The sequence below is a fragment of the Pandoraea pneumonica genome, from assembly GCF_902459645.1.
Lineage (GTDB): Bacteria > Pseudomonadota > Gammaproteobacteria > Burkholderiales > Burkholderiaceae > Pandoraea > Pandoraea pneumonica.
Window position 1 is genome coordinate 704,968 of record NZ_CABPSK010000002.1, and the last position, 24,298, is coordinate 729,265.

22 protein-coding genes, 1 tRNA gene, 1 pseudogene and 1 riboswitch are annotated in these 24,298 nt (G+C 62.7%); of the genes and pseudogenes, 9 read left to right on the forward strand and 15 right to left on the reverse strand.

Annotation, left to right across the window (positions count from 1 at the left end; genetic code table 11):
• Positions 1-80: 80 nt before the first annotated feature.
• A complete protein-coding gene (locus PPN31114_RS12185) occupies positions 81-1,550 on the forward strand; it encodes a catalase (protein ID WP_150679750.1) in 1,470 nt (489 codons plus the stop codon).
• Positions 1,551-1,646: 96 nt separating this feature from the next.
• Here PPN31114_RS12185 and PPN31114_RS12190 read toward each other — a convergent pair whose 3' ends face one another.
• The gene (locus PPN31114_RS12190) at positions 1,647-2,192 is read right to left on the reverse strand and encodes a hypothetical protein (RefSeq protein ID WP_150679751.1); all 546 of its coding nucleotides are present in this window, start codon (positions 2,190-2,192) and stop codon (positions 1,647-1,649) included.
• Positions 2,193-2,197: 5 nt separating this feature from the next.
• Positions 2,198-2,764 carry a restriction endonuclease gene (locus PPN31114_RS12195; protein WP_246182521.1) on the reverse strand — a complete coding sequence of 189 codons (567 nt, stop codon included), beginning with the start codon at positions 2,762-2,764 and terminating at the stop codon, positions 2,198-2,200.
• 166 nt (positions 2,765-2,930) lie between these two features.
• A riboswitch (Fluoride riboswitch) is annotated at positions 2,931-3,017 on the forward strand.
• Between the two features lie 156 nt (positions 3,018-3,173).
• Between PPN31114_RS12195 and PPN31114_RS12200 the strand changes: the two genes are divergently transcribed.
• A complete protein-coding gene (locus tag PPN31114_RS12200) occupies positions 3,174-4,511 on the forward strand; it encodes a voltage-gated chloride channel family protein (protein WP_150679753.1) in 1,338 nt (445 codons plus the stop codon).
• On the opposite strand, the gene PPN31114_RS12205 is transcribed toward PPN31114_RS12200, so the two are convergent.
• Positions 4,497-5,546 (reverse strand): DUF72 domain-containing protein, encoded by a 1,050-nt coding sequence (locus PPN31114_RS12205; protein ID WP_150679754.1) that lies wholly within the window; start codon positions 5,544-5,546, stop codon positions 4,497-4,499. The two genes, PPN31114_RS12200 and PPN31114_RS12205, sit on opposite strands and share 15 nt — an antisense overlap.
• 137 nt (positions 5,547-5,683) lie before the next feature.
• Here PPN31114_RS12205 and PPN31114_RS12210 point away from each other — a divergent pair, with 137 nt between their 5' ends.
• The 5 genes from PPN31114_RS12210 (at position 5,684) to PPN31114_RS12230 (ending at position 9,994) form a co-directional block, all read left to right on the forward strand.
• On the forward strand, positions 5,684-7,768 hold the full coding sequence (locus PPN31114_RS12210; RefSeq protein WP_150679755.1) for an ATP-dependent helicase: 2,085 nt from the start codon (positions 5,684-5,686) through the stop codon (positions 7,766-7,768).
• A complete protein-coding gene (locus tag PPN31114_RS12215; RefSeq protein ID WP_150679756.1) occupies positions 7,755-8,246 on the forward strand; it encodes a GNAT family N-acetyltransferase in 492 nt (163 codons plus the stop codon). The genes PPN31114_RS12210 and PPN31114_RS12215 overlap by 14 nt, the downstream gene beginning before the upstream one ends.
• Before the next feature lie 257 nt (positions 8,247-8,503).
• Positions 8,504-9,295: a bestrophin-like domain gene (locus PPN31114_RS12220; RefSeq protein WP_150679757.1), complete on the forward strand. Its 792-nt coding sequence runs from the start codon at positions 8,504-8,506 to the stop codon at positions 9,293-9,295.
• Between the two features lie 91 nt (positions 9,296-9,386).
• Positions 9,387-9,677, forward strand: a complete 291-nt coding sequence (locus PPN31114_RS12225) for a DUF1653 domain-containing protein (protein WP_150679758.1) — start codon at positions 9,387-9,389, stop codon at positions 9,675-9,677.
• 122 nt (positions 9,678-9,799) lie between these two features.
• A complete protein-coding gene (locus PPN31114_RS12230; protein ID WP_306439726.1) occupies positions 9,800-9,994 on the forward strand; it encodes a DUF6726 family protein in 195 nt (64 codons plus the stop codon).
• A 279-nt stretch (positions 9,995-10,273) separates the two neighbouring features.
• Here the strand turns inward: PPN31114_RS12230 and PPN31114_RS12235 are convergent, their stop codons facing one another.
• The 7 genes from PPN31114_RS12235 to PPN31114_RS12265 all read right to left on the reverse strand — a co-directional run bounded on the left by PPN31114_RS12235 (position 10,274) and on the right by PPN31114_RS12265 (position 18,633).
• The gene (locus PPN31114_RS12235; RefSeq protein WP_150679760.1) at positions 10,274-11,446 is read right to left on the reverse strand and encodes an alpha/beta fold hydrolase; all 1,173 of its coding nucleotides are present in this window, start codon (positions 11,444-11,446) and stop codon (positions 10,274-10,276) included.
• Positions 11,447-11,531: 85 nt separating this feature from the next.
• Positions 11,532-12,932 (reverse strand): HdeD family acid-resistance protein, encoded by a 1,401-nt coding sequence (locus PPN31114_RS12240; RefSeq protein ID WP_150679761.1) that lies wholly within the window; start codon positions 12,930-12,932, stop codon positions 11,532-11,534.
• 232 nt (positions 12,933-13,164) lie between these two features.
• Positions 13,165-14,499: an argininosuccinate synthase gene (argG, locus tag PPN31114_RS12245; protein ID WP_150679762.1), complete on the reverse strand. Its 1,335-nt coding sequence runs from the start codon at positions 14,497-14,499 to the stop codon at positions 13,165-13,167.
• A 102-nt stretch (positions 14,500-14,601) separates the two neighbouring features.
• Entirely contained in the window at positions 14,602-15,498 is an 897-nt protein-coding gene (locus PPN31114_RS12250) for a LysR family transcriptional regulator (protein ID WP_150679763.1), read from the reverse strand.
• Between the two features lie 88 nt (positions 15,499-15,586).
• Positions 15,587-16,393: a DMT family transporter gene (locus PPN31114_RS12255; RefSeq protein WP_246182522.1), complete on the reverse strand. Its 807-nt coding sequence runs from the start codon at positions 16,391-16,393 to the stop codon at positions 15,587-15,589.
• Between the two features lie 536 nt (positions 16,394-16,929).
• Positions 16,930-17,838 carry a pyridoxamine 5'-phosphate oxidase family protein gene (locus PPN31114_RS12260; protein ID WP_370865882.1) on the reverse strand — a complete coding sequence of 303 codons (909 nt, stop codon included), beginning with the start codon at positions 17,836-17,838 and terminating at the stop codon, positions 16,930-16,932.
• A gap of 126 nt (positions 17,839-17,964) precedes the next feature.
• Positions 17,965-18,633 carry a glutathione S-transferase family protein gene (locus tag PPN31114_RS12265; RefSeq protein WP_150679766.1) on the reverse strand — a complete coding sequence of 223 codons (669 nt, stop codon included), beginning with the start codon at positions 18,631-18,633 and terminating at the stop codon, positions 17,965-17,967.
• Positions 18,634-18,801: 168 nt separating this feature from the next.
• Here PPN31114_RS12265 and PPN31114_RS12270 point away from each other — a divergent pair, with 168 nt between their 5' ends.
• Positions 18,802-19,695: a LysR substrate-binding domain-containing protein gene (locus tag PPN31114_RS12270; RefSeq protein WP_150679767.1), complete on the forward strand. Its 894-nt coding sequence runs from the start codon at positions 18,802-18,804 to the stop codon at positions 19,693-19,695.
• 183 nt (positions 19,696-19,878) lie between these two features.
• Here PPN31114_RS12270 and PPN31114_RS12275 read toward each other — a convergent pair whose 3' ends face one another.
• The 5 genes and pseudogenes from PPN31114_RS12275 to PPN31114_RS12295 form a co-directional block, all read right to left on the reverse strand.
• The gene (locus PPN31114_RS12275; protein ID WP_150679768.1) at positions 19,879-20,175 is read right to left on the reverse strand and encodes a PXPV repeat protein; all 297 of its coding nucleotides are present in this window, start codon (positions 20,173-20,175) and stop codon (positions 19,879-19,881) included.
• Positions 20,176-20,548: 373 nt separating this feature from the next.
• A tRNA-Val gene (locus PPN31114_RS12280) sits at positions 20,549-20,625 on the reverse strand.
• A gap of 85 nt (positions 20,626-20,710) precedes the next feature.
• Positions 20,711-21,502, reverse strand: a pseudogene (locus PPN31114_RS12285) (NYN domain-containing protein); the annotation flags it as partial.
• Positions 21,503-21,652: 150 nt separating this feature from the next.
• On the reverse strand, positions 21,653-21,838 hold the full coding sequence (locus PPN31114_RS12290) for a DUF2783 domain-containing protein (protein WP_150679770.1): 186 nt from the start codon (positions 21,836-21,838) through the stop codon (positions 21,653-21,655).
• Between the two features lie 66 nt (positions 21,839-21,904).
• The gene (locus PPN31114_RS12295) at positions 21,905-23,602 is read right to left on the reverse strand and encodes an FAD-dependent monooxygenase (protein ID WP_150679771.1); all 1,698 of its coding nucleotides are present in this window, start codon (positions 23,600-23,602) and stop codon (positions 21,905-21,907) included.
• 104 nt (positions 23,603-23,706) lie between these two features.
• On the opposite strand from PPN31114_RS12295, the gene PPN31114_RS12300 reads away from it, so the two are divergent.
• Entirely contained in the window at positions 23,707-24,162 is a 456-nt protein-coding gene (locus PPN31114_RS12300; RefSeq protein ID WP_150679772.1) for a MarR family winged helix-turn-helix transcriptional regulator, read from the forward strand.
• Positions 24,163-24,298 lie beyond the last annotated feature (136 nt).

Sequence of the window (24,298 nt, forward strand, 5' to 3'; positions counted from 1 at the left end):
GACGTCCTGTATTATGCTTTGATCCACTTGCAAATCTATTCTCTCCCTCTCCCCACCCACCTTGATGTTTGGAGGTATGTATGAGCAAAGAGAAAGAACGTCTGGACACCGGATCGACAACCGGTGCAGGCGCCCCGGCGGCGAGCGATCGCAATACGTTGTCGGTCGGCCCAGACGGTCCGCTGCTGCTCCATGACGTTCACTTCATTGAACAAATGGCGCATTTCAACCGTGAGAAGGTGCCCGAGCGCCAGCCCCACGCGAAAGGTGCCGGTGCCTTCGGTGTCTTCGAAACCTCTGAGGATGTCAGCCGTTACACGAAGGCTTCGCTGTTCAAGAAAGGCGCGAAAACCGAAATGCTCGCGCGTTTTTCCACCGTCGCGGGCGAAGCCGGTAGCCCCGATACCTGGCGCGATGTGCGCGGGTTCTCTCTGAAGTTCTATACCGACGAAGGCAACTACGATCTCGTCGGCAACAACACCCCGATCTTCTTCGTTCGCGATCCGATGAAGTTTCCGCACTTCATCCGCAGCCAAAAGCGTTTGCCCGACTCGGGCCTGCGCGATAGCCACATGCAGTGGGACTTCTGGACGAACAATCCGGAGTCCGCGCATCAGGTGACGTACCTGATGGGCGATCGTGGCTTGCCGCGCACGTGGCGGCACATGAATGGCTATGGTTCGCATACCTACATGTGGGTCAATGCCAGCGGCGAGAAATTCTGGGTGAAGTATCACTTCCATACCGAACAAGGGATGGAGTTCTTCACCAATGCGCAAGCCGCGACGATGTCCGGTCAGGACGCTGATTTTCATCGCCGCGATTTGTTCGACGCCATCGTGCGCGGCGAGCATCCGAGCTGGATCATGTCGGTGCAGGTGATGCCGTATGCCGACGCCAAGAAATACCGCTTCAACCCGTTCGATCTCACGAAGACGTGGTCGCATAAGGACTATCCGCTGATCAAGGTGGGCAAGATGACGCTCAACCGCAATCCGGAGAATTTCTTCGCGCAGATTGAGCAGGCGGCGTTCTCGCCGGGCAACACGGTGCCGGGCATTGGTTTGTCGCCCGACAAGATGCTGCTGGGCCGTGCATTCGCTTACAACGATGCGCAACGCAACCGCATCGGCACCAACTTCCATCAACTGCCGGTCAACCGTCCGAAGGTGCCGGTGCAGTCGTATATGTTCGACGGTCATATGGCCTTCGAGCACAGCGGCAATGCACCGACATATGTGCCGAACAGCGGTGGGCGCCCGTACGCCGATCAGACCGGTGCGGCGGAAGACGGCTGGGAGTCGGACGGCGACATGGTGCGCAACGCCTACACCTTGCACAAGGAAGACGACGATTTCTCGCAGCCGGGGAATCTGGTGCGCAATGTGTTCGACGATGCGGCACGCGAGCGCTTGGTAGAAACGGTGTCGGGTGCATTGCTCGCGGGCGTGCGCAGTCCGGTGCTGGAGCGTGCTTTCGACTACTGGAAACAGATCGACGCCGATGTCGGTGCACGCATCGAGAAAGCGGTGAAGAGCGCTAAGAAGTAAATGGCGTTGATGTGATCGCAGTAAACGCCCCAGCGACATCGAGGCGTAGACGGCGGGTGACGATGTATGACATCGCGCCCGCCGTTTTTATTGGCGCTAGTGTTTGACGCAGGTGCAAGTCGTGTTCTTCGCATCCAATGCCGCGATGCCTTCGAGGATGTCTTTGCCGGTTGGTGTGGCACGTAGCATGTCGATAGTCGCAGTGTCAAAGCGCTCGGTGATTCGTGCCATCGTCGTACCGGCGACTTGTATCGCACGCACCGGATCGTAGATTCCCATCACGCGCACGGTTTCCGTCGCGCGCTCGCCGAACACGGCATCAATGATTTCCGGCGTCTCGAAGAGCATGACTTCGAGTGTTGGAACGGCAATCCTAACCTCGCAATGTTTCGCGAAATGCGCCTCCAAGATCGATTCAGCACTACCGATCTGGTCGCTGACTAAATCGGGGTAGACGCAATAGGCGTTGTGTATGAGAAGCGTCGGCGCCTTAAATCGTTTGAGTGTGCGCCACGTGCAATCGGTAGCGTCCCACATGCCGCGGCATGTGATGAACCAAGAAGAATTCACGACGCTGCGGGGCAACCACGATTGCAGGAGAGTGAAACCGTCGTTTGACGGGCAGACGATGCTGCGTTTCATTTCGATCAGTCCTCGCTCTTCGTCTCAAGATAATGCTCCGCACGCTCGATGCAGGCCTGATACTTCGATTGCATCAGAAAGGCAAAGTCGCGTTTGCGGATGCACTCGTCGATTTCCTGGCCGTTCCAGCAGAGAATCGTTTGGGGTTTGGTGAAATTCACCATCAGTTTTGCAGCGCTCGTGAAGTCGCCGCTGGTGAACATGCATCCGATCAATGTCGATGGCCGGCGCGTCAACTGATTGCGTAGCTTCGCGATAGGCGCGAAGTCGATGCGCCGCTTGGTGCGCGACTGAAGATTCGAGTGATCCTTACACTCGATCATCGCGCTGATACCCGCGATGTACACCAGCCCATCGATCTGCTCGATGTTCGAGGTATCCAACAGGCTGACGCTATACGGCCACCTCACCTGCGCACCACTCAACTCGAATCCCTTGAGCACGAGATATTCCAGTGCCTTGCCTGGATCCCAGCCGGGCGTCGCGCATGTCACTACGGCATCCCATAGTTGCGTGATATCGGGCCAGTCGTAACGGCTCACTCGATCGATGTATTGCGTGTCTGCTGTCATACCCATCTCCAACGAACTGGTGCCGATTCTAGGGGCGCTTGCGCTGCGAAAACGCAGCAACGCCGATATATCGGAAAGTCCTGATGGGCTATGACACTTCGGCACAAAAAACGGGGCGCAGATGTCACGCATTGTGAGTGTCCTCGCTTCCTGATAGCATGACGGCAGCTTCAACGGAGATGGCATACCTCCGGCGTGCTTGATGTTCATACGCAAACCGCCCTGCAATGGGGCTGATGATGCCTGCAAGATCCTGGCGTGCCGGGAGGTTGCGGGCTATGTGTGTGGACGGATTTCGTTTCACTTCCCCATGCGGTTCCTCGCGACTGACTCGCGTCCTTCCGGCGGCGTTCAGGCGATTCGTCAATGGCATCGACCGATTCGATGCGTTGCCCTGTGTGTACACACCATGAAGATGTTTGACCGTTCCCCTTTGCGCGAGCTTGCCGACGTGCTGCCGCGCGCCGCCCGCGCGAGCGCTGTCGCTGCGCTCGTCGGCGTGATGGCCGGTAGCGCCAGTGCGTTGCTGCTTGTCGCGCTCGAAATCGCCACCGATACGCGCTTACTTCACCCGTGGCTGCTCTGGCTGCTGCCGGTGGCTGGCTTCGCCGTCGGCTGGCTTTACTTACGGCTCGGCGCGAGTGTGGAGGCGGGCAACAACCTGTTGATCGACGAGATTCATGACCCTCGCCGCGTCGTGCCGCTGCGCATGGCGCCGCTGGTCCTTGCCGGTACGGTCATCACCCATCTGTTTGGCGGCTCGGCAGGGCGCGAAGGCACCGCCGTGCAAATGGGCGGGGCGCTCGCCGATCAACTCACGCACGTCTTCCGGCTCTCGGGCGAGCAGCGTCGTGTGTTGCTGATGTCGGGGATTGCGGCAGGCTTCGCATCGGTGTTCGGAACGCCACTTGCCGGTGCGGTATTCGGTCTCGAAGTGCTCGCCATCGGCCGGTTGCGCTATGACGCACTGTTACCGTGCGTTGTGGCCGCACTCGTGGGCGATGCCGTGACGCGCGCATGGGGCGTGCATCACACGGCTTACACCATCGCACCGCAATGGTTCGGTGCGTCGATCTCGCTGTCAGGTGCCATGAGCGCCGCGGCGGCTGGTGTGGCGTGCGGTTTGGTCGGCATGGGCTTCGCGCAGGCTACGCACGCGATGTCTGGCTTCATGAAGCGGCGCATTGCTTACGCGCCATTGCGTCCCGTGGTGGGCGGGGTTGCGGTCGCCGCAGCGGCAACTGCTCTCGGCACGCCGCAGTATCTGGGGCTCGGCATTCCGACGATTGTCGACGCGTTTCACACGACGCTGCCCTGGTACGACTTCCTCGGCAAGACGCTCTTCACCGTGGTCACACTCGGCTCGGGTTTCAAAGGCGGGGAAGTCACACCGTTGTTCTATATCGGTGCAACGCTCGGCAACGCACTGTCGCACGTGCTGACGCTGCCGGCGCCGGTACTCGCTGGGATCGGCTTCGTCGCGGTGTTTGCCGGGGCGGCGAATACGCCGATTGCTTCTACGCTGATGGCGATCGAAATCTTCGGCCCGCAGATCGGGAGCTATGCCGCGATCGCTTGTGTGTTGGCGTATCTGTGTTCCGGGCACACCGGCATTTACAAGGCGCAGCGCGTCGGACACGGCAAGCATGGCGTCGTCCCCGAAGGCACACGTCTGGCCGATCTGCCCGCGTGGCGTGAAGCCCAACGCGCGCGTACGCAGGCAGCGGACGAGTCACCGCCACGCTGACATGTCGCCTTGATCGAGCACATCCCACACGTCTTGCGCGTCGGTGGTGTTCACGGTGATATCGCCGCGTGCGAGCGCCGCAATCGTGCGTTGAAAAGCTGCGGCATTGCGCATGCCCTGATCTTCGTGATTGGTGTTGAAGAGCACGTGCGTGTCGTCAGCCTTGGCGGCAATGCGCGCCACACGTGCAGAGATATCGATCAACTCGCTCGCGCTGTACTCGTAGACGAATCTTCCTGACGATGCCTTGATGCCGCGCCGGTTCCACGCAGCGGCATTGCGCCCGTGCAGACGGACGACGCAGAGGTCGTCGCGCGTCGTTGCCCACACGGCGGGCACGGTGTTATCGAAACCGGTGGGGCTATCGACGATGGTGTGGGCCGCGCCCGTCTCGCGCAGCATGGCGAGGGTCGCCGCTTCGCGCGAGGGCGTATCGAACCAACTGCGATGCCGGAATTCGATGGCGTGACGCTCGCCGTCGAGGCGTCTGGCCGTGTCGAACACGAGTGCCCGTCCGGCCCGGTCGTTCTGCACGCGTGGCGAGAACTGGAAATGGATCGCTGCCAACTGACCGCTTTGGCGCAACGGCTCGATCGCTTCGAGATACCGCCGCCATAGCTCGTCGCGTAGCTCCGTGGGAAGACCGACATGGAGATCGACGTGGGGATCGACCAAGGCGTCGGGCGTGGGATCGACCAGCATCGATAGCTCGTCTTGCGATACCGGTTCACCGGGCGCCATATTCAGTGCGGCCGCAATATCACGGGGCAGCGCGCTGGCAGGCGTCGTGTGTCCGGTGAAGGCGCGAAAAGCCTTGATGTGAAAGCGGAACGACGGCGGCGTGCGCTGCGTCCAGCGCCATGCCATCCCCGCATCGGGCAGCCGGTAATAGCTGCTGTCGACTTCGACCAGATCGAACTGCGACGCGTAGTGACGCAGCCGGGCTTCGGGCGTGTCGACGCCCGGCGGGTAGAACCGCCCGCAGGCGATGAGTGTCCGGTCGGTCCAGGACGAGGTGCCGACGCGCAATGTCATAACGCGAAAATCCAGTGACTCGATGAGCGTCGATGCGCCCGTTATAATGTATAAATATACAGTAGTTGGCGCGGCGCATTTCCCGCCGCCGCCCGATTTCTCGACCGTTCACCCTTTGCTCGCCTCCCTTGTCTTGCATGTCAGATAAGCCGACTCCCGCCGCCCGCGACCCGTGGGCCGAACTCAACGACCGCCAGCGCGAAGCCGTCGACTACGGCGTCGGCGACGATGGGGCGCCCGGCGGCCCGCTGCTGGTCATCGCAGGGGCGGGGTCCGGTAAGACCAGCACGCTTGCGCATCGCGTGGCGAATCTGATCGCCCGAGGGGCCGATCCCAATCGGATCTTGCTGCTGACGTTTTCGCGGCGTGCCGCCGGTGAGATGGAGCGCCGCGTGGGCGCTGTGCTGCAAAAGGTGTTGGGGTTGGCGTCGTCGCAACCGCCGTCGCTGCCATGGGCGGGCACGTTCCACGCCGTCGGCGCGCGCTTGCTGCGCGATTTCGCCACCCGCATCGGGCTCTCGGAAGCGTTCACCATCCACGATCGCAGTGACGCAGAAGACCTGCTCGGTTTGTCGCGGCACGAGTTGGGCTTCTCGGCCACGCAATCGCGCTTTCCGCTCAAAGGCACCTGCCTGTCGATCTACTCGCGCGCGGTGAACAGCCAGGCGCCGCTTGCGGAGGTGCTGGCGAAACACTTCCCGTGGTGTGCCCAGTGGGAAGCGCAGTTGAAGACGTTGTTCGGCGCATACGTCGACGCTAAGCAGGCGCAGCACGTGCTCGACTACGACGATCTGCTGCTGTATTGGGCGGAAATGATGACCGCGCCCGCGTTGGCGCGCGAATTAGGCGCGCGCTTCGATCACGTGCTGGTCGACGAGTATCAGGACACCAACCGCCTTCAGTCGCAGATTCTCCTCGCGATGAAACCCGACGGACGAGGCCTCACCGTCGTCGGTGACGATGCGCAGTCGATCTATGCGTTTCGTGCGGCCACTATCCGCAACATTCTCGACTTCCCCGGCCAGTTTGCCGAACCCGCCTACGTGGTCACGCTAGAGCGCAATTACCGCTCGACACAGCCGATTCTCGACGCGTCGAATGCGGTGATTGCGGAGTCCACCGAACGCTATGCAAAGGCGCTTTGGACCGATCGCGCGTCGACGCAATTGCCGCAACTCGTCAACGTCAGCGACGAATCGGGGCAAGCGCGGTGGGTGGCCGATCAGGTGCTGGAGCAACGCGAGACGGGCACGCGGCTGATGCAGCAGGCTGTGCTCTTTCGTACCGGCAGCCATAGCGCAGCGCTCGAACTCGAACTCACGCGGCGCAATATTCCGTTCGTGAAATTCGGCGGGTTGAAGTTTCTCGAAGCCGCCCACGTCAAGGACATGCTGTCGATTCTGCGCTGGGCACACAATCCGGCGAGCCGTCTGTCGGGGTTTCGCGTGGCGCAATTGATTCCCGGCATCGGGCCGGTGAGCGCGACGCGCCTGCTCGATGCGATGGCGCAATCGGCCACGCCCGCGCAAGTGCTGGCCGAGTTCAAACCGCCATCGGCCGCTGCGCATGACTGGCGCGGTTTCGTGGAGGTGTTCCTCGCCTTGCACGACACGCGGCTTGCGTGGCCCGCCGACGTCGATCTTGCTTTGCGCTGGTACGCACCGTTGCTCACGCAGCGTTTCGACGATGCGGCGGTTCGTCAGGCCGATCTCGAACAACTGGCGCGTATTGCGGGCACCTACGGTTCGCGCGAACAATTTTTGACGGAGCTGACGCTCGATCCACCCGATGCGACGAGCGCACAATCCGGCCCGCCGCTGCTCGACGAGGACTATCTGATTCTCTCGACGATTCACAGCGCGAAGGGGCAGGAGTGGAATTCTGTCTACGTGCTCAACGTGGTCGACGGTTGCATTCCGTCCGATATGAGTACCGGCGACGACGAGGATATCGAGGAGGAGCGCCGTCTACTGTACGTCGCGATGACGCGTGCGAAGTCGTCGTTGCAACTCGTCGTGCCGCAGCGCTTTTACGTGCATCAGCAAACCGGGCTGGGCGACCGGCATGTCTACGGCACGCGCAGCCGTTTCGTCTCGGACAAGATGTTGCCGCTCTTCGAGATGCTGCCCAAGCCGCGCGAAGGTGACGCGCCTTCGGGGCCGGTCGCGGATGTCACGGTACACATCGACGTCGCAAGGAGGCTGCGGAATGCGTGGTCGTGAAGTGCGTGGTCCTGAAGTGAAACTGCGCGCGGCGTGTGCGGCGGATATCGATGCGCTGACGTCGCTGCTCATGCAGACCTATCACACGACGTGGGCGCCCGAGCTTCGCCTGGAAGTCGCCGCCAAGTTTGCGTCGGGCGAGAGCACTCGCGCGTACATCGAGGCGCACTGGCCGGAGTTCACGGTCGCGACGCTTGAGGGCGTGTTGGTCGGCATGGTGCACGTGGTTGGCGATTTCATCGACGCTTTGCACGTCTCGCCCGGGCATCAGCGACTCGGCATCGGTGCTGGTCTGCTCTCGCACGCCGAGGCGCAGATGCGTGCTAGCGGACAGTCGCAGGCGCGGCTGGAAACCGATACGTTCAACACGCAGAGCCGCGCGTTCTACGGCAAGTACGGTTATGCCGAGGTGGCGACTTATCCCGACGAGGAGTGGGATAGCGGCTTCACTACCGTATTGCTCACGAAGGCGCTGTAGGTGGCGCTGTAGGTGGCGCTTTGGGCGCCCCTTTCGGCGGCGCTTCAGCGAGCCATCAGGCGGCCTTCTCAAAGGCACTTCACATGGCGCGCCGAGCGCCTATCTTCTTTTCCCTTTCCACCGACATGCGCGGTAATGTTCCCAAGGTTGCCGTCCTTGGCGCATCAGGTATAGTCGCCGCATCGGCGGCGGGCAGCCCAATGTAGGTTGCCCCAGGTTGTCATTACGCACGTCGAGCGCTCAGGAGAGAGGAACGGATGCAATGGCTGGTTGACCAAATGACGCTGATGCCCACGGGCTTGTTGCTCGTGTCGTTGGCGATCGTGACGGCGCTCACGGCAGTCCTCGTGGCTTGGCTGGCGCGCGTCTGGTTATTCGATCGGCTGGCCGATCCCTCGGAAGTGCGCGGCACCGTGGCCGACGTGGTGCACGGCAGTCTGCTGGCCTTCATCGTTTTCGTGCTGGCCCACGTGCTGACCGATGTGCGCGCGAATCTCGGCCATGCCGACGATCAGGCGTTGCACGAAGCGTCGGTGGTGCGGCGTCTGGACCGCGAATTGAAGGCTGTCGGCGACGCCGATGCGCAAGCCGCCCGCGTGTTGCTCCGCAGTTACGTGAGGTCCGCCGTCGACGACGAGTGGCAGACGCTGAGCACTGCCGACCCCGATCTCTCACCGCGTACGGAAGAAGTGCTGACCGCGTTCGTCGGCGCAACGCGCAAGGTGTTAAAGCAACACGAGGAGAGCGCGAGTTCGATACGCACGCTGCTCGATCGTCTGGAAGAAGCACGGCAAGGCCGCTTCGAGAATGCGACGAAGACGGTGCCGTCCGTCTTCTGGTGGGTCATCACGCTGTTTTTGGTGGCGGCCATGGCGATGAATGGACGCTATCCCGGTTCGTGGAAAAGTAACTTCATCATCGCCCTGCACATGGGCGCGATCGGCATGGTCGTCGCGCTGATCATCAATCTGGACGAGCCGTTTCGCGGCGTGTCCGGGATTTCGCCCGCGCCGCTGGCGAAGTCGGTCGGCATTGTTCTGCCGAAGTGACGCCCGCAGCGGGCGCACAAGTTTTCCGCCGCCTACCCCCCATCGGGTCGCGGCGAGCCGTTAGCACGTATTGAAGTAGGAGTTGAAGACGATGTTTTCCCATACCCCGACCCAGCCGACCTCGTCGGCCGAGTCCACGCCTGAAATCGAGGCTTTCCGTCCGGGCGTCTATCGCCATTACAAAGGCAATTTTTACCTCGCACTCGGCATTGCCCGGGCCGACGAGACCGATGAACCGGTGGTCGTCTATACCCGGCTTTATCCGCGTGAAGGGCTGCCGATGAGCACCCGGTTGCTGCGCATCTGGAACGAGCCGGTCACGACCGAATCGGGGCCGGTGGCACGTTTCACTTACGTCGGTCACACGACGCCTGCCGAATGACCGGCGTGGTTCGCAGATTCCCGAGTCTCTTTTCAGGACGCTTGACGATCATGAACACCGTAGCTCCCATGCGCCGCTCGCCGGTGACTGCCTTGCCTGCGCCGTCGGGCGACGCGAATGCCATGTCGAAGCCCGCGCCGCGTAACTTGCGTCGTTGGTGGGCACTGTTTGCGATTCTGCCGTTTGTGACGTCTGTCGCGGGATGCGGACTGATGGCTGCACCGTGCCGTGTGGCGTCGGCGGGCTTGAAGATCGTGCCGGGCGTGGGAGGGGTGTTAGCCGCGCCGACCGATGCCTGTGCGGCAGTGATCGACTGAGATTCGACGTGTCGGCTCGGCGTACGAGCCCAACCTTAGCGACCGTAGAAAAAAAGAAAGCCCGCGAGGTGCGGGCTTAATCCATATCAGGAGGAGACATGGAGGAGACGAGTTCAGTATAGGACAACGTGTTGCGATGCACCATATGTAGTTTTGCGTAAGTGTCCGTATGTTGCGTTCATGCAACGATAAATAAATTCAAATAAATCAAACACTTATTTCTCTGCTTGCCAACTCGTCCCACCATGCTCCTTCCGTAATTCCGAATCACCCCTCTATTTATTGTGCGCGTGCACGCTTCTCGGGTGCCATCAACTTCAGCACGAACGGCACCGAGTCTCTGAGCGAGGGATTGACCGCCGCATCGTGATCGAGTCCTTCGTAGACGCGTACTACTGTCGTCGTTCCCGCCGCCGCGACATCGCGCGCAAAGGCCTGCTGCATCATGACCGGCACGTCGATATCGTCCGACCCCATGCCGATGAATACCGGGTGCTTGATCCGCAGCGTGGGGTAGCGCAGCGAGGGCGTCTGGTTGTGCATGAGCTTCTGAATCGCTGGCTGCATGCTGTTGCCGCCATTCAGGCCGGCGGCTGTCGAGCGGTCGGTCAATTCATCGATACACAGCGTGCGTGCCATATCCAGCACCGGCAGGGCTTGCGGCGAGAAGTAGCGTGCGGCTTGCAGCGACGGATCGCGATCGGCAGCCGACAGAAAGATGTACATCGCGTAGGGAATCTTCGGGTCGGGCGCACCGGGGTCGGGCTGACCCGCGAAGATGGCAGCCGCCGAAGTCTGGGCATTGAAGTACGGCGTGCCCGTCAGCACCGTGGCGATCACCTTCACATCGGGCGCGTATTGCGGCTGAAACCCTGCGGCGGCAAACGCGGCATGGGCGCCTTGCGATTGCCCGACGATCAGCACACGGTTCTGCAACGGGAACACGCTGCGGGCGGCCAGCAGGCTGTCGAGCACGCTGTACGCTTCGGCGCGCGCATCCAGATAGTGATGCAGGCCGCGCGAGCCTAGCCCGGCATAGTCGGGGGCCACCACAGCGAAGCCGAGCGAGAGCCACGTGCCGAGGTACTGGATGTCGCGTTGACTGCGCACATTGAGCGATGGCGCGCAGGCACTCGCCACGCCCACCGTGCCATGCGCCCAGAGCACAACGGGCCAGCCACCGGCGGGGGTGGGGCCCTTCGGCAGAAACACGGCGCCGGTATCTTCGCGGGCTTCGATGCCGCCGACGCCGTCGATCGAGCTAAAGCGAATGCGGAACTGTTCTCCCGCTTCCGGTAAACCGTGGTCGGCTTCGAGCGGCACGCGCTCGACGATGGCACCGTGCGGAATGACGGCGGGAGCGGCTTCGGGCGTGACCGCGTGTGCGGCACGGCCGATGACCAGACTGGCGAACAGGGCGGCGCTCGCGTAGCGCCACAGGCGGTTGAACATGTTGAGCTGTCCTCTTGGAAGTGACTGCTGTTAGGGTCTGTTCACGCTAATGGGCTACGTGTTTGTCGTGACGTTAGCCGTGATGTTAACCGTGCGATGCCTGATTACCTTGCGCTTGCGCGGCGGCCTGCTCGGCGGCTTCGCGCCACGCGCGGCGCGATCGGCGCATACGGCGCAACGCCAGCGACGACATGGTGATCCAGCCAAACGGACGCGGGTCCACCAGCATGCTCACCGCACGGGCGTAATCGAGTACGAGGCCCGGCGTCCAAGCCATCGTCTTCGCCCGCTTGCGCAACTGTGCCGCGACCCACAACTCGGGCGTCAGCCACAAACGAACGAAGGTCCACCACCCCGCGTCGTCGCCGTTGGTCAGTCGGCCCACGCGCCCTTCGATGGCGGCTTCGAGCGCCTTGGCCACGCTGCTCGAACAGTTGCGATGCGTGAGGTTATACGTGGGGTTCTGCCGGTACATCTCCCAGAAAGCGCTTAGCTGCTGGGGGCTGTAATTGCGAATGCGCACCTTGACCGTCGACGGGCACCACGCTTTCGACTCGGTCGCATAGTCGGGCTGGAACACGCCGGGCACGTCGTTCTCGCGCGTGGCGCGCAGCAACTGGCCGAATTGGTCGGGCGAGCGGTCGATTTCCTGTGCCGGATACAAACTCAGATACACCCCTTCATGGCTCTCGAGCGCGGCGTGTCCGGTCGAGATCACGCCATTCTTGTCGACGGCGGCGATGTAGCGATCGATCAGCGGCTGGCGTCGTGCGGGTGCTTTGGCGGAACCGGAGGGTGTCCAGACGTGCACGGTCAGTGCCGGTTCGCCTTCCGAAGGGGGCCCTTCCCAGCGCGGTGCGCGCGGACGCTCACGCCATAACTTGCGCTTTTCTTCCGGGCTGCCAAGAATCTGCTCGACACGGAAGCTGCTGCGCATACGGCGCGCACGCATTGCCAGTACCAGCACATTCCAGCCGGTGAAGACGAGGCCCAAGCCAATCGCGTACGGCAGCGTGCCTTTGTAGTGCGTGGGGTATGGCTGATAGAAGAACACCGCGACGGCGATTTCGAAAATTCCCCCGGCCATCGCCCACGCCCAGCGCGGATAGCGAACGACGTACGCCGCCACGCATTGAAGCAGGCCATCGGCGAGGAACAGCGTGCCGAACAGCATCGACAGCCAGAAGTTGCCGTTCTGCTGATGGAAAAAGAGCACGAGCAGCGCGGTCAGCGTAAAGGTGCCGCCCTTCAGGCCACGGACGATGCGCTGGCCGCCCACGCCGATGCTGACGATGGCGAGCGTTGCCAGCCCTTCGGCAAGCAGCAGCCAAGCGAACACCTGCAACGGAAAATGCACCACGCCGTCGAGGGCATCGATGATCAATGCCAGCCCGAAGGCAAAGAACAGCGCGCCAATCCAAATCAGCGCGCGGGCTCGACGGCGTAAGTAATCGACGCCAAGCAACAATAAGATCAGACGTACCAACGCAAGGTCTCCATCGCGTGCGTCGCAACGCCGACAGTCCGTGGCGTTGTGCGCATCCCGCTCACCGGGAGTGTGGGAAAAGGCTTGTTATGTGGTGCTATGTTAGCGCGTGTACTGTTACAGGCCAAAAACAAAGGCGGCGCGCTCCGTGAGGAACGCGCCGCCTTTTGCGGCTAGACGGTGTCGACGTGCTTACCGTCCCTTGCAGGACGGCAGCGCGGGGCAACGCGTCTTAGTCTTTTTTGCCTTCGAGTTGCGGCAGGGCGTCGTCGCTCGTCGAGGTGAGCAGACCGGCCTTGGCGTACGTCATCAGCTTCTCGCGCGTGTCGACGATGTCGAGCGTGCGCATGGTCAGTTGGCCGATACGGTCGAGCGGCGTGAAGCTCGATTCGCCCTTTTCCATCGTCAGGCGTTCCGGCTTGTACGTCAGGTTCGGCGACACCGTGTTGAGCAGCGAGTAATCGTTGCCGCGGCGCAGCTCGATGGTCACTTCGCCGGTCACGGCGCGTGCCACCCAGCGTTGGGCGGATTCGCGCAGCATGATGGCCTGCGGGTCGAACCAGCGGCCTTGATACAGCAGGCGGCCCAGACGGCGACCGTTTTCACGATATTGCTCGATGGTGTCTTCGTTGTGGATGCCGGTCACCAGACGCTCGTAAGCGATGAACAGCAGTGCCAGGCCCGGGGCTTCGTAAATGCCGCGGCTCTTCGCTTCGATGATGCGGTTCTCGATCTGATCGCTCATGCCCAGACCGTGACGGCCGCCGATGCGGTTGGCTTCTTCGAACAGTTCGACGGCGTTGGCAAACGTCTTGCCGTTGAGCGCCACCGGCTGGCCTTCTTCGAAGCGCACGGTGACTTCTTCAGCCTTGACCACGCAGTCGTCGCGCCAGAACGGCACGCCCATGATCGGCTGCACGATCTTGATGCCCGAGTTCAGGTGTTCCAGATCCTTGGCTTCGTGCGTGGCGCCGAGCATGTTCGAGTCGGTCGAATAGGCCTTCTCGACGGACATCTTGTAGTCGAAGCCGTTGGCGATCAGGAATTCCGACATTTCCTTGCGGCCGCCCAGTTCGTCGATGAACTGCTGGTCGAGCCACGGCTTGTAAATTTGCAGGCTCGGGTTGGTCAAGAGACCGTAGCGGTAGAAGCGCTCGATGTCATTGCCCTTGAACGTGCTGCCATCACCCCAGATATTGACGCCATCTTCCTTCATGGCGGCCACGAGCATCGTGCCCGTGACGGCGCGGCCGATCGGCGTGGTGTTGAAGTACGTCACACCGGCGGTCGAAATGTGGAACGCGCCCGATTGCAGGGCGGCGATGCCTTCGGCCACGAGTTGCGCGCGGCAGTCGACCAGACGGGCCTTTTCGGCGCCGTAGGCCATCGCGCGGCGCGGGATGTCTTCGTAATCGGGTTCGTCCGGTTGACCCAGATTGGCCGTATAGGCGTAGGGAATCGCGCCTTTCTTGCGCATCCAAAGCAGCGCAGCGCTGGTGTCGAGACCGCCCGAGAAGGCGATACCGACCGATTGGCCCGTGGGAATGTGTTGCAGAATCGTGGTCATCGGCGTGGAAAAGCGGGATTTTTAACCTGACAAGTATCCCCGTCCGGGCTATGGATGGTCAAGTCTGATGGCCGATTCCCATGCATCGGGATGCACTTCGGGCTACCACTGCGCGCCCGCCACGTGACATGCCGAGGCCAAAAACTCCGAAAACGCCCGAATCACGAGCGAAGCCTGACGATGCTGCGGATAGACGACGTGAATGGCCGTCGGCGGCGGCGCGAAGTCGTCGAGCACTGTCACCAGACGCCCGCCCAGCAAGGCTGGCGCCACGATGAAGACCGGCAGGAAGGTGAGGCCGAGGTCGGCCACGGCGGCGTCGCGGGCCAATTCCCCGTTGTTGACCCGCAGGCGTCCCGACACGGGAATTTCCACCGGATGGCCGTCGCGGGCATACGTCCAACTCACGCGCTGGCTATGGCCGTAAGGCAGCAGGGCGTGTTCGCGCAGGTCTTCCGGCGTCTGGGGCGTGCCGTGGGCATCCAGATAGCGCGGGCTCGCGCAGGTCACCATCCGCATCGGGGCCACGGCGCGGGCAATCAGCGACGAATCGGCAAGCGCGCCGATACGCACGGCCACGTCGTAGCCTTCGCCGATGATGTCCACCGTGCGGTCGTTCAGCTCCAATTCGATGGTGACGTCGGGATACGTCGCGAGAAACGACGGAATGACCGAGCCGAGAAACATCGTGCCGAACGACATCGGGGCCGAGACGCGCAAATTGCCGCGCGGGCGCTCCCCCTGACTGCTCACCGCCAGGTTCGCCGCTTCGACGTCATCGAGAATGCGCCGCGCGCGGGCGTAATAGATTTGCCCGAGGTCAGTGACGGCCAGCCGCCGCGTCGTGCGCAGCAGCAGGCGCACGCCGAGACTCTGTTCGAGGGCCGAGATGCGGCGGCTCACGAATTGCTTCGACAGCCCGAGTTTGGCCGCCGCGCCGGTAAAGCTCATCGCTTCCACCGCGCTCACGAAGATTCGCATGTCGTCGAGCAGGTCCATCGGTCAGTGTCCGGTCGTGTATGAAATAGGGTGACAACACTCGGCAATGCCGCGTCATTGTCACCCATGTGCCGACAATCTTAACCGTTCAACGCAGTGCCAGCCGCAAGCCGAGCAGGATCGCCCCTGTGCCAGCCACGGCGAGCATCGTCGGTTGGTGTCCGAAGATGCCCCAGTCGAGCAGCGCCGTGACCACTGGCACGAGATAGAACAGGCTGGTCACGGTGACGAGATTGCCCGACGCGATCATGCGGTAGAGCAGCAGCGTCGCGCCGACCGAGATCACCACGCCCATATAGAGCAGCGGCAGCCAGAAGCCGGGGGTGTTATCGAAATGCCACGGCTGCGTTGGCGCGATCAGTACCGCGAGCGCCAAGCCGACGGCGTACTGAAGCGGCAGTACGTCGAGCGGCGTTTGTCGGCTGCCTTTCTGGGCGATGGTGCCGAGGGTCATGCAGGCGAGGGCGGTGAGCGCCCAGACGGACCCAGCGGCCGAGAGCCGTGCCGACACTAGGCTTTGCGCGACGACCAGTGCCAGACCGGCCAAGGCGAGCGCGAGGCCCGCGAGCCGTCGTCCACTGTGCGAGCGTTCGAGCGCCACGAGGGTGAGGATCGGCTGCACGCCAAGCACGGTGGCCAGCGCGCCGGGCGTAATGCCGTTAGCTAGCGCGAGCAGATACGCCGCTTGATAGCCGCCGATCAGCAGCACGCCCGTGCCTGCCACGCGCCAGCAAGTACCGGGCGCTGGCCACCACTGACGCCGGGTCATGGCCAGCAGCGTGAGCGCGGCGAGCGCCACGCCGAGGCGTATCACCAGAAACGCGAACGCCGACGCGTGCGTCAGCCCCCATTTGGCGGCGAGTGCACCGCCGCTCCACAACAAAACAAACAGCATCGTTGTGCCGTTTCGGCGCAACCAAAGACCATCGACTTGCATTGTGCTTTCCCCTACACAGGATGTCCGGCCTGTGGTGCCTTGCGCCGACACGTGGATTCGCGCGCGAAAAACCTCACGCGCAAGCGCACACGACGCGGCACAAGCCGTCATGTCGAGACGACACGACGCAAGACAACAGGCGGATCAGAATTCGGAATTGAAGCGAGACGCGGTGCTATGGGTGTGAATCACCCAAGCGCGTCTGGTGGCGTCAGGCCACGGCGACGACTGCCACCGTTGCCACGACACTGGCAACTGCCACGACCACTGCTACGTCGTGAGTTGCCACGCCGGCCGGCGGGGGAGGCGCTACGGCTGCAAAGCGTCCGCGCAGGCGCGAGCCGGCACCGCGCGAGGGCGGCGATACGGCAAGACGGACGGACGCGTGAGCAGTCATGAGAGGAAATCGGTGAGAAATAAGCGCACGTCACTCAACGTGCGTGAACGTACTTTACACGGGGCGTTCGTTCGCGGCAAGCGAAGCGGCGAGGCCATCACGCGGATGGCCAATCACCGGTACGTTCCACGCTCGGCGATGTCTCGCCGTCGCGCCACGCCGCAGGCAACGCCCCGCGCACACGGCGCACTTCACGCACGTGCACGCGCACCAATCGCAAGGCGCCGGTGAAGCCGCTTTGTGTTTCGTCATGCCAAAGAATTTCAGCGTCGCCCGCGACGTGCAGAAAATCGCCCGAGGCGAAGTCGACGAACAGCAGCCCCACACGCGGATTCACGAGCAGGTTGCCCAGTGTGTTGAAGAATGCGTTGCCGCGAAAGTCGGGCCACGTCAGGGTGTGGGCGTCGTCGACGCGCACGAACCCCGGCTTGCCGCCACGATGCGACACATCTGCCCCGGCGCTGCGCTCGCTCGCACCGTCGCCCGCGTAAAACGTGGCGACAAAGAATGTATCGGCGCTGGCGATCTGCCATTGCGCGTCTTCATCGAGCATGGCTTGTGGCGTCTCGGCCTGCGGCGGTGCGCTGTGCGCGTCCGGCGTGATTTCGCGCTTGCGGATGTACTGCGGACAATTGCCGAAGCTCTGCGCAACGCGCACTGCAAACCCCCGCTCATCGCTCTCGATCACGGGGCCGTTGATGCGATTGCGACGCCGTGTCGACGGTTCGAGCCCGAGCACACCCACCGGTGCGCCGTGAGTCATCGTGCCGAACAGTGGATCGGTCGGTGGCGGCAATGCATCGACGCGCAGCTCGGTCGGATCGGGTGAGGACACGAAACCCGGCGTGCCACTGAGCAATGTCGCCCAAGGCTGTGCGGTGTGATCGAGTCCGCCGACCACCAGAAACGGCAATTGCGGGAAAAACTGCCGATGTTGCTCGGGCATTGCCGTGCGAATCACTTTCGGTCCGACTTCCGCCATGGCCTCGCGGGATCCAGCGAGCATTTGCACAACGGCTTCCCCCGCATGGAACGGCGAGTCGGGACTCAGCGTCGGGAGCGCGTCGAAGACCAGCGCTGTCGCGGCAACATTGGCATGGCGGATGTCGTTCATGATCGTCTCGGCGTCAAGTTATGCCGCTGCGTTCAACCCGCATGGCAGCGACGCCATCGGGACGAACCCCGGCAAGGCCGCGACGCGTGCGAGCCACGCGCGCACGGCGGGATACGGCTCGAGCGTTACGTTTCCTTCCGGCGCGTGCGCGAGGTAGGCATAGCACGCCAAGTCAGCAATCGTCGGCGTGTCGCCCGTCAGGAAACGCGTCGCTGTCGGTGCCGTCAAATGCTCCTCCATCCGCGTGAGCAAGCGCTCGGCCAGGCGGATCATCGTCTCGGAGTCGCCCGGGCGCTTGAACGCCACGACGATGCGTGCGGCGGCCGGGCCAAAGGCCAGATCCCCCGCGGCGACCGACAGCCATCGCTGCACGTGCGCAGCGGCGACAGGGTCGCGCGGCAGCCACGTCCCGGTGGGGTCGTAACGCGAGGCGAGATAGACGAGGATCGCGTTCGAGTCGCTGAGAACCACACCGTCGTCATCAATGACCGGCACTTGCCCGAAGGCATTGAGCGCGAGGAACGGCGATTGAAGGTGCTCCCCGCCGACGAGGTCGACGTCGATCGCCTCGAACGGCAAGCCGAGCAAATTCAGCATCAGCTCTACGCGGTGGCAATGGCCAGACAGAGCGAAGCGATAGAGCCGGATCGGGCGGCTGGGGTGGGGTGTTGCGGCGTGTGCAGTCATGAAGAATCTCCGGTGAAGTCGCGAGGCGGGTGAACTCCGGACCGGCGCATCTGTTGCGCTGTCGGGGGTTCACGCATTCCACATCTGCATTGTTATTCCTATTGAATTCCGGATAAATGGCGAAGAACTGATTTGACTACTCCGATAAGTGGAGTAATGATGCTCGCCATGGACAAACTTCGCGCTATGCAGACGTTCGTTGCGATCGTGGATCAGGGCAGCCTGAGCGCGGCGGCGCGCGTGCTGGAATCGTCGTTGCCCGCCGTGGTGCGCACGTTGGCGGCGCTAGAAACGTCGCTGGACGTGCGGTTGCTCAATCGCACTACGCGCCGTCTGGCGCTTACCGAGGAAGGGCATTCCTATCTGGAGAGTTGCCGCCAGATCCTGAGCGAAGTGCACGACGCCGAGGCGCGGCTTGCCGCACGGCATCAGGCACCGACAGGCACGCTCGTGGTCACGGCGCCGGTGCTCTTCGGCCAGCTGCACGTCGCCCCTGCGCTGCATCGTTTCCTGCGGGCGTATCCCGCCATCAAATGCCGCTTGTTGCTCAACGACCGCGTGGTGAACCTGTGGGAGGAGGGTATCGACGTGGGCATTCGCATCTCGCCGCTCGACGACTCGACGCTGGTGGCGCAAAACATCGGTGCTATCCGGCGTGTGGTGGTGGCGAGCGCGGCCTGTTTGGCAGAGCAGGGCGAAGTCACGCACCCGCGCGACTTGATCGGCAAGAACTGCATCCGTGCCTATGGCGCGAGCTATGTGCAGTGGCGGTTCTGGGAAAACGGGCGAGAGTTCGCCGTGCCGGTCGACGGGAATCTCGAAGTGAACCACGGACTTGCCGCGATCGAGGCGTGCATCGGTGGGCTGGGCTTCGGCAGCTTTCTGTCGTATCAGGTGGCCGGGCCGCTGGCCGACGGGCGCCTCAAACGCATACTCACGGACTACGAAGGACCGGCGCGTCCTGTGAGCATCGTGTATCCGCATGCAAGGCTGTTGCCGTCGCGCACACGGGCGTTCGTCGAATGGATGAAGAAGGAATTGCGGGAAGTGCCGATGGTTTGAGCCGCGTTGCGAATGCAATGTGGACGTGTGGGGCGAATCTCAGACCGCACATAAAAGAACGCGGAAAGCGACAGTGCCGCTCTCCGCTAAAAAGCCCGCCGACGCCAACCGGCGGGCCGCTTCGTTCTTGATGCCGTTCGCTTTGTGCAGCTAGTGAGCGCCAAGCGTCAGGCAGCACTGGTTTCAGTCACGGTCATGGTCACCGCGCCAGCCGCGATGCCAACCACGGTCGTGGCGATCGTCCCAGCGGCGCTCACGCCAGTCATCCCAGCGATCGCGGCCGTAGTAGACGACGGGGCTCGGCTCGACATACACCGGGCGCGGCTGCACATACACCGGCTGCGGGGCGACGTAGACAGGGGCCGCGACGACCGGTGCCGGTACGCCGAGATACACGCCCACGTCGACATGGGCCGATGCGGCACTCGATGCAGCCGCAGCAGCAACGCCCGCGGCAGCAATGATGAGAAAACGTTTCATGGTGTCCTCCAGTGGCGCTCGCGAATCGGTGACGAATAGTCCGGTGCGAAATATGACGAGCGCTTGCGATGAGTCGGATCGATTCGCGCGGTGAGCTGTGCTTGCGCAGTGTTGGCTTGTCGTCGAATCGTTGAGGCAAGTGTAGCGATCGCATCGCGTGGCAGGTGCAACGAGTCTGTCGGGGATGTGTCGTTTTGTAACGCGGATAGACACGCTAAAACGGTGTCACGTCACGCGCATCGTGTCGCCGTGAAGTGCGGCGCTGGAGGGGAGGGCGGGGAAACGCAGAAGCGGGAGACTGCGGGAAAAAGCACGGCGGAAAAAACAAAAGGCGTCACGCGAAAAACGCGGGACGCCTTGTGCTTTTGTTCGTTGGTAGGCTCGATTGGACTCGAACCAACGACCCCCACCATGTCAAGGTGGTGCTCTAACCAGCTGAGCTACGAGCCTAGAAAGACCGCGAGTATAGGGTCAATTTCGAAAGGTGGCAAGCCTTTGGCGAAAATTTCCTAAAAAATTTTGAGCGGCGGGCTCATTCGCCGCGTTTGGCGTTGCCGCGTCGCGGCTTGAGCCGCACCCAAATGCCTTGCTTCCCGCCGGTGCCTGCGCGTTGCTCCACGTCGAACAACCCGATGGTCGAGACCAGGTCGCTCAGCTTGCCGAACCCGTAGTTGCGCGAATCGAAGTCGGGGGCCTGCTTGGCGACGTGACTGCCGATGGACCCGAGACTCGCCCAGCCGTCTTCGTCCGACACGTCGGTCACGGCATTGCGCAGCAGTCGCACCAGACGGGCGTCGCGTTTGAGCTCGGCGGCGCTGCGGCGTTTGCGCGGTGCCGGGGCTTCGTCGTCATCGTCGTCGCGTTCGTTGTCCTGACGGAGCAACTCGGTGTAGATGAACTTGTCGCAGGCGGTGACGAACGGTTGCGGCGTCTTGCGCTCGCCAAAGCCGTACACGATCAGCCCCTGTTCCCGAATACGCGAGGCGAGTCGTGTGAAGTCGCTATCGCTCGACACGAGGCAGAAGCCGTCGAAGCGCCCGGTGTAGAGCAGATCCATCGCGTCGATGATCATTGCGCTGTCGGTCGCATTCTTGCCGACCGTGTAGCGAAACTGCTGGATCGGTTGAATCGAATATTCGAGCAGACACTTCTTCCAGCCGTCGAGATTCGGCTTGGTCCAGTCGCCATAGATGCGCTTCACGCTCGCCACGCCGTACTTGGCCACCTCGGTGAGCAGACCTTCGACGATGGCGGGTGCGGCGTTATCGGCATCGATCAGTACGACGAGCGTCGAACCTTGTACGGCCACTGCGGAAGTCGAGGACATGGATGGGTTCCTTGTGGGCGAAGATGTCACGCATTATGGCGCGGAATGATGTGTGCGCCGTCCTAGCGCGGCAAACCACCACAGGGGATTGCTCGCTAACCACCCCAACCGCCCTAACTGCCCCAATCGGCTTGACCGCCCAATCAGCGATTAAGTCCGTGCCGCCTCGCCAATGAGTGCGATCACCCGCTGCGGATCGTCGATCTCGTTGGCCAGCAGTAGCGCGAGTTTCGCGAGTAACAATTCACGCTGGTCCTCGGGCGTGGCATCGATAGCCAGGGCCAGCGTGTCGTAAATTTCTTCGAGCCCGGCGATGGCGGTAAGTGGTGCAGTCATGACAAAACCCTATCCAAAGAGACGTGATGCGTGCCGCGCAGCGCACTGCCCGGCACGCGGCACTGTTCAGACGCGCGCCGTGGCGTGGGTGAGCGCATCGGAAAGCTGCGCCGCGTCGAGCGTTTGCCAGCGCGCGCAGATGTGATGATCGGGACGCACGAGATACGCGGTGCCGTGCTGTGCGCCGTACTTCGCGGGCGCATGGCCCGATGCATCGGGCAACGTGATGTCGGCACCCGGCACGACATCTCGCGTGCTGGCGAAGGCGATCACCGTCACCGGTATGCCTTGGTCGCGCCATGTCGAGAGCGTGTCGTGCAGCGCGTCATTGAGCGGTGCATCGCCAAACGTCAGCAGATGGAAGGCGGCACCGAAATGATCGTAGAGGTAGTCGTTCTCACCGAGCTTCACATTGGGAGCCGGTGCGCCGACCGTCGGCCCGGCGTTCATGCGGGCGTTGTCGTCGCTCGGGCTGTTGAGCGGCGAGTCGCGATAGTCGTGCGCGCGCGATGTGCGCCAATGGAACAACGGCCGCACGAATTCGTGATCGAGTGAGAGGTCGAGCACGGCATCGCGCAGCACACGAAAACCATGCGAGGGCGGTGTCATGAAGCGGGTACTTTTGCCCGCTTCGGCAATGATTTCCCGGGCTGCGCCCACGCGGTCGTGCGTATACGACGCGAGCAGCGCCTCGGGCGCCACGCCTTTCGCGACAGCCGCCAATTTCCACGACAGATCGATCGCGTCCTGAAAGCCGGTATTCGCCCCGCGCACGCCGAAGATCGGCAGCAAGTGCGCGGCGTCGCCCGCGAAAAGAATGCGCCCGTGAACGTAGTCGGGCAGCGTGAGCGCGCGTGCCGAGTACACCGAGCACCAATCGAGTTCCCACGGCTTGCCGCCCAGACCCATCATCTCGAGTTGCGCGTCGATGCGCTCGCGGATGGTCTCCGGCTTCAGCGCGTGTTCCGACGTTTCCGTGGCTGGCAACTGATAGTCCACGCGCCAGATGCCGTCGGGTTCGCGATGCATGAGCACGGTGTTGCCCGGGTTCCAGTCCGGCGCGAAATAGGCGAGACGCTCGGTCGGCAGGTCGAGATCGATACGAATGTCGGCGATCACGAAACGCCCTTCGTAGCTCGCGCCTTCGAAGCGCAGGCCCATGGCAGTGCGCACCGTCGAGCGCGCACCGTCGGCGGCCACGAGCCATTGCGTGCGCTGCGTGTACTCGCCCTCGGGCGTATCGATTTGCATCGTGACGCCGCCGCAGCCGTCCTGCCCGTCTTGAGTTAGGCCGACCAGCTTGTTCCCCCAGCGAATGTCCACGAGCGGTTCACGCTCGATAGCGTCCACCAGATAGCTCTCGAGCACGTTCTGTTGCAGGTTGATGAGCGGTGCGAAGCGATCGTCTTCGCTGACGGGCGATTCCATACGGAACACACGTTGGCCGCGATAGAACGAATTGCCGCTCGTCCATGGCAGCCCCTTGGCAACCACGGCGTCGGCCACACCGACCGCTTGCAGAATCTCTTGCGAGCGCCGCGTGAAGACGATGGCGCGGCTGCCTTCCGAGACTTGTTGCTCGGCTTGCAGCACCACGCAGCGCACGCCATGGCGCGCGAGTGCGAGCGCCGTCACCATGCCGATAGGGCCACCGCCGACGATGGTGACGGGCACTTCGGTCGGCTCGCCTTGTGGCGCGAAGTACGGATGAACGCGGTATGCGTGATACAGCGATGCGCGCGGGGAAGTCTCCGGTCGATGCATGATGCGGCCTTCCAACATTTAGTTGCTAACGCAACCATTCTAGTGTGCTAAGGTTGCGCCCGCAACCAAATATCGACCCGTTTCCACTAGGGGAAAACACCGAAATGCGGCCCGCTCATAAGACGCTCGATCAGTTCCTGACTTACAAGATGCACCGCTTGATGAAGCAGCACGACAAGCGCATTGCGCAGTCGTATGCGGACGCGGCGCAACTGAGCCTTGCCGAATCGCGTGTATTGGCGGCGGTGGGCTCGGCGGGGGCGTTATCGAATTCGGAACTGGCGCGGCGCGCGAATCTCGACAAGAGTCAGGCGAGCCGGGGCGCCGATGGGTTGGTGTCGCGGGGTCTCGTGAAGCGCGCGCCCGACGAGTTCGATGGCCGTGCGGTGAAGGTCACGCTCACGCCGGAAGGCGAGGCGGTATGGCGCGTGGTGATCGGCGCCGCGCGCGAACATTACGAACACCTGTTCGCGGCGCTCACGGATGACGAGATGCGCGTGTACGAGCGGCTGCTCGACAAGCTACTGCTGCGCTCCGATGAACTGGACGGGCAGGACTGACGCCAGCCGCGTCTGCGCGTCCGTCAGACGGCGACGGCAGTAGCAAAGAAGAAGGGCACCTCGCGGTGCCCTTCTTGCATTTCGCTTGCTTCGATTCAGCGTTGGGGTTGCGCGTGAATTACCGCCACCCCAACCG

Excerpts from the sequence above, each read along its gene's own strand:
- PPN31114_RS12185 (WP_150679750.1), top strand. The coding sequence starts at position 81 with ATGAGCAAAGAGAAAGAACGTCTGGACACCGGATCGACAACCGGTGCA.
- PPN31114_RS12190 (WP_150679751.1), bottom strand. The coding sequence starts at position 2,192 with ATGAAACGCAGCATCGTCTGCCCGTCAAACGACGGTTTCACTCTCCTG.
- PPN31114_RS12195 (WP_246182521.1), bottom strand. The coding sequence starts at position 2,764 with ATGACAGCAGACACGCAATACATCGATCGAGTGAGCCGTTACGACTGG.
- PPN31114_RS12200 (WP_150679753.1), top strand. The coding sequence starts at position 3,174 with ATGAAGATGTTTGACCGTTCCCCTTTGCGCGAGCTTGCCGACGTGCTG.
- PPN31114_RS12205 (WP_150679754.1), bottom strand. The coding sequence starts at position 5,546 with ATGACATTGCGCGTCGGCACCTCGTCCTGGACCGACCGGACACTCATC.
- PPN31114_RS12210 (WP_150679755.1), top strand. The coding sequence starts at position 5,684 with ATGTCAGATAAGCCGACTCCCGCCGCCCGCGACCCGTGGGCCGAACTC.
- PPN31114_RS12215 (WP_150679756.1), top strand. The coding sequence starts at position 7,755 with ATGCGTGGTCGTGAAGTGCGTGGTCCTGAAGTGAAACTGCGCGCGGCG.
- PPN31114_RS12220 (WP_150679757.1), top strand. The coding sequence starts at position 8,504 with ATGCAATGGCTGGTTGACCAAATGACGCTGATGCCCACGGGCTTGTTG.
- PPN31114_RS12225 (WP_150679758.1), top strand. The coding sequence starts at position 9,387 with ATGTTTTCCCATACCCCGACCCAGCCGACCTCGTCGGCCGAGTCCACG.
- PPN31114_RS12230 (WP_306439726.1), top strand. The coding sequence starts at position 9,800 with ATGTCGAAGCCCGCGCCGCGTAACTTGCGTCGTTGGTGGGCACTGTTT.
- PPN31114_RS12235 (WP_150679760.1), bottom strand. The coding sequence starts at position 11,446 with ATGTTCAACCGCCTGTGGCGCTACGCGAGCGCCGCCCTGTTCGCCAGT.
- argG (WP_150679762.1), bottom strand. The coding sequence starts at position 14,499 with ATGACCACGATTCTGCAACACATTCCCACGGGCCAATCGGTCGGTATC.
- PPN31114_RS12250 (WP_150679763.1), bottom strand. The coding sequence starts at position 15,498 with ATGGACCTGCTCGACGACATGCGAATCTTCGTGAGCGCGGTGGAAGCG.
- PPN31114_RS12255 (WP_246182522.1), bottom strand. The coding sequence starts at position 16,393 with ATGCTGTTTGTTTTGTTGTGGAGCGGCGGTGCACTCGCCGCCAAATGG.
- PPN31114_RS12260 (WP_370865882.1), bottom strand. The coding sequence starts at position 17,838 with ATGCTCGCTGGATCCCGCGAGGCCATGGCGGAAGTCGGACCGAAAGTG.
- PPN31114_RS12265 (WP_150679766.1), bottom strand. The coding sequence starts at position 18,633 with ATGACTGCACACGCCGCAACACCCCACCCCAGCCGCCCGATCCGGCTC.
- PPN31114_RS12270 (WP_150679767.1), top strand. The coding sequence starts at position 18,802 with ATGGACAAACTTCGCGCTATGCAGACGTTCGTTGCGATCGTGGATCAG.
- PPN31114_RS12275 (WP_150679768.1), bottom strand. The coding sequence starts at position 20,175 with ATGAAACGTTTTCTCATCATTGCTGCCGCGGGCGTTGCTGCTGCGGCT.
- PPN31114_RS12290 (WP_150679770.1), bottom strand. The coding sequence starts at position 21,838 with ATGACTGCACCACTTACCGCCATCGCCGGGCTCGAAGAAATTTACGAC.
- PPN31114_RS12295 (WP_150679771.1), bottom strand. The coding sequence starts at position 23,602 with ATGCATCGACCGGAGACTTCCCCGCGCGCATCGCTGTATCACGCATAC.
- PPN31114_RS12300 (WP_150679772.1), top strand. The coding sequence starts at position 23,707 with ATGCGGCCCGCTCATAAGACGCTCGATCAGTTCCTGACTTACAAGATG.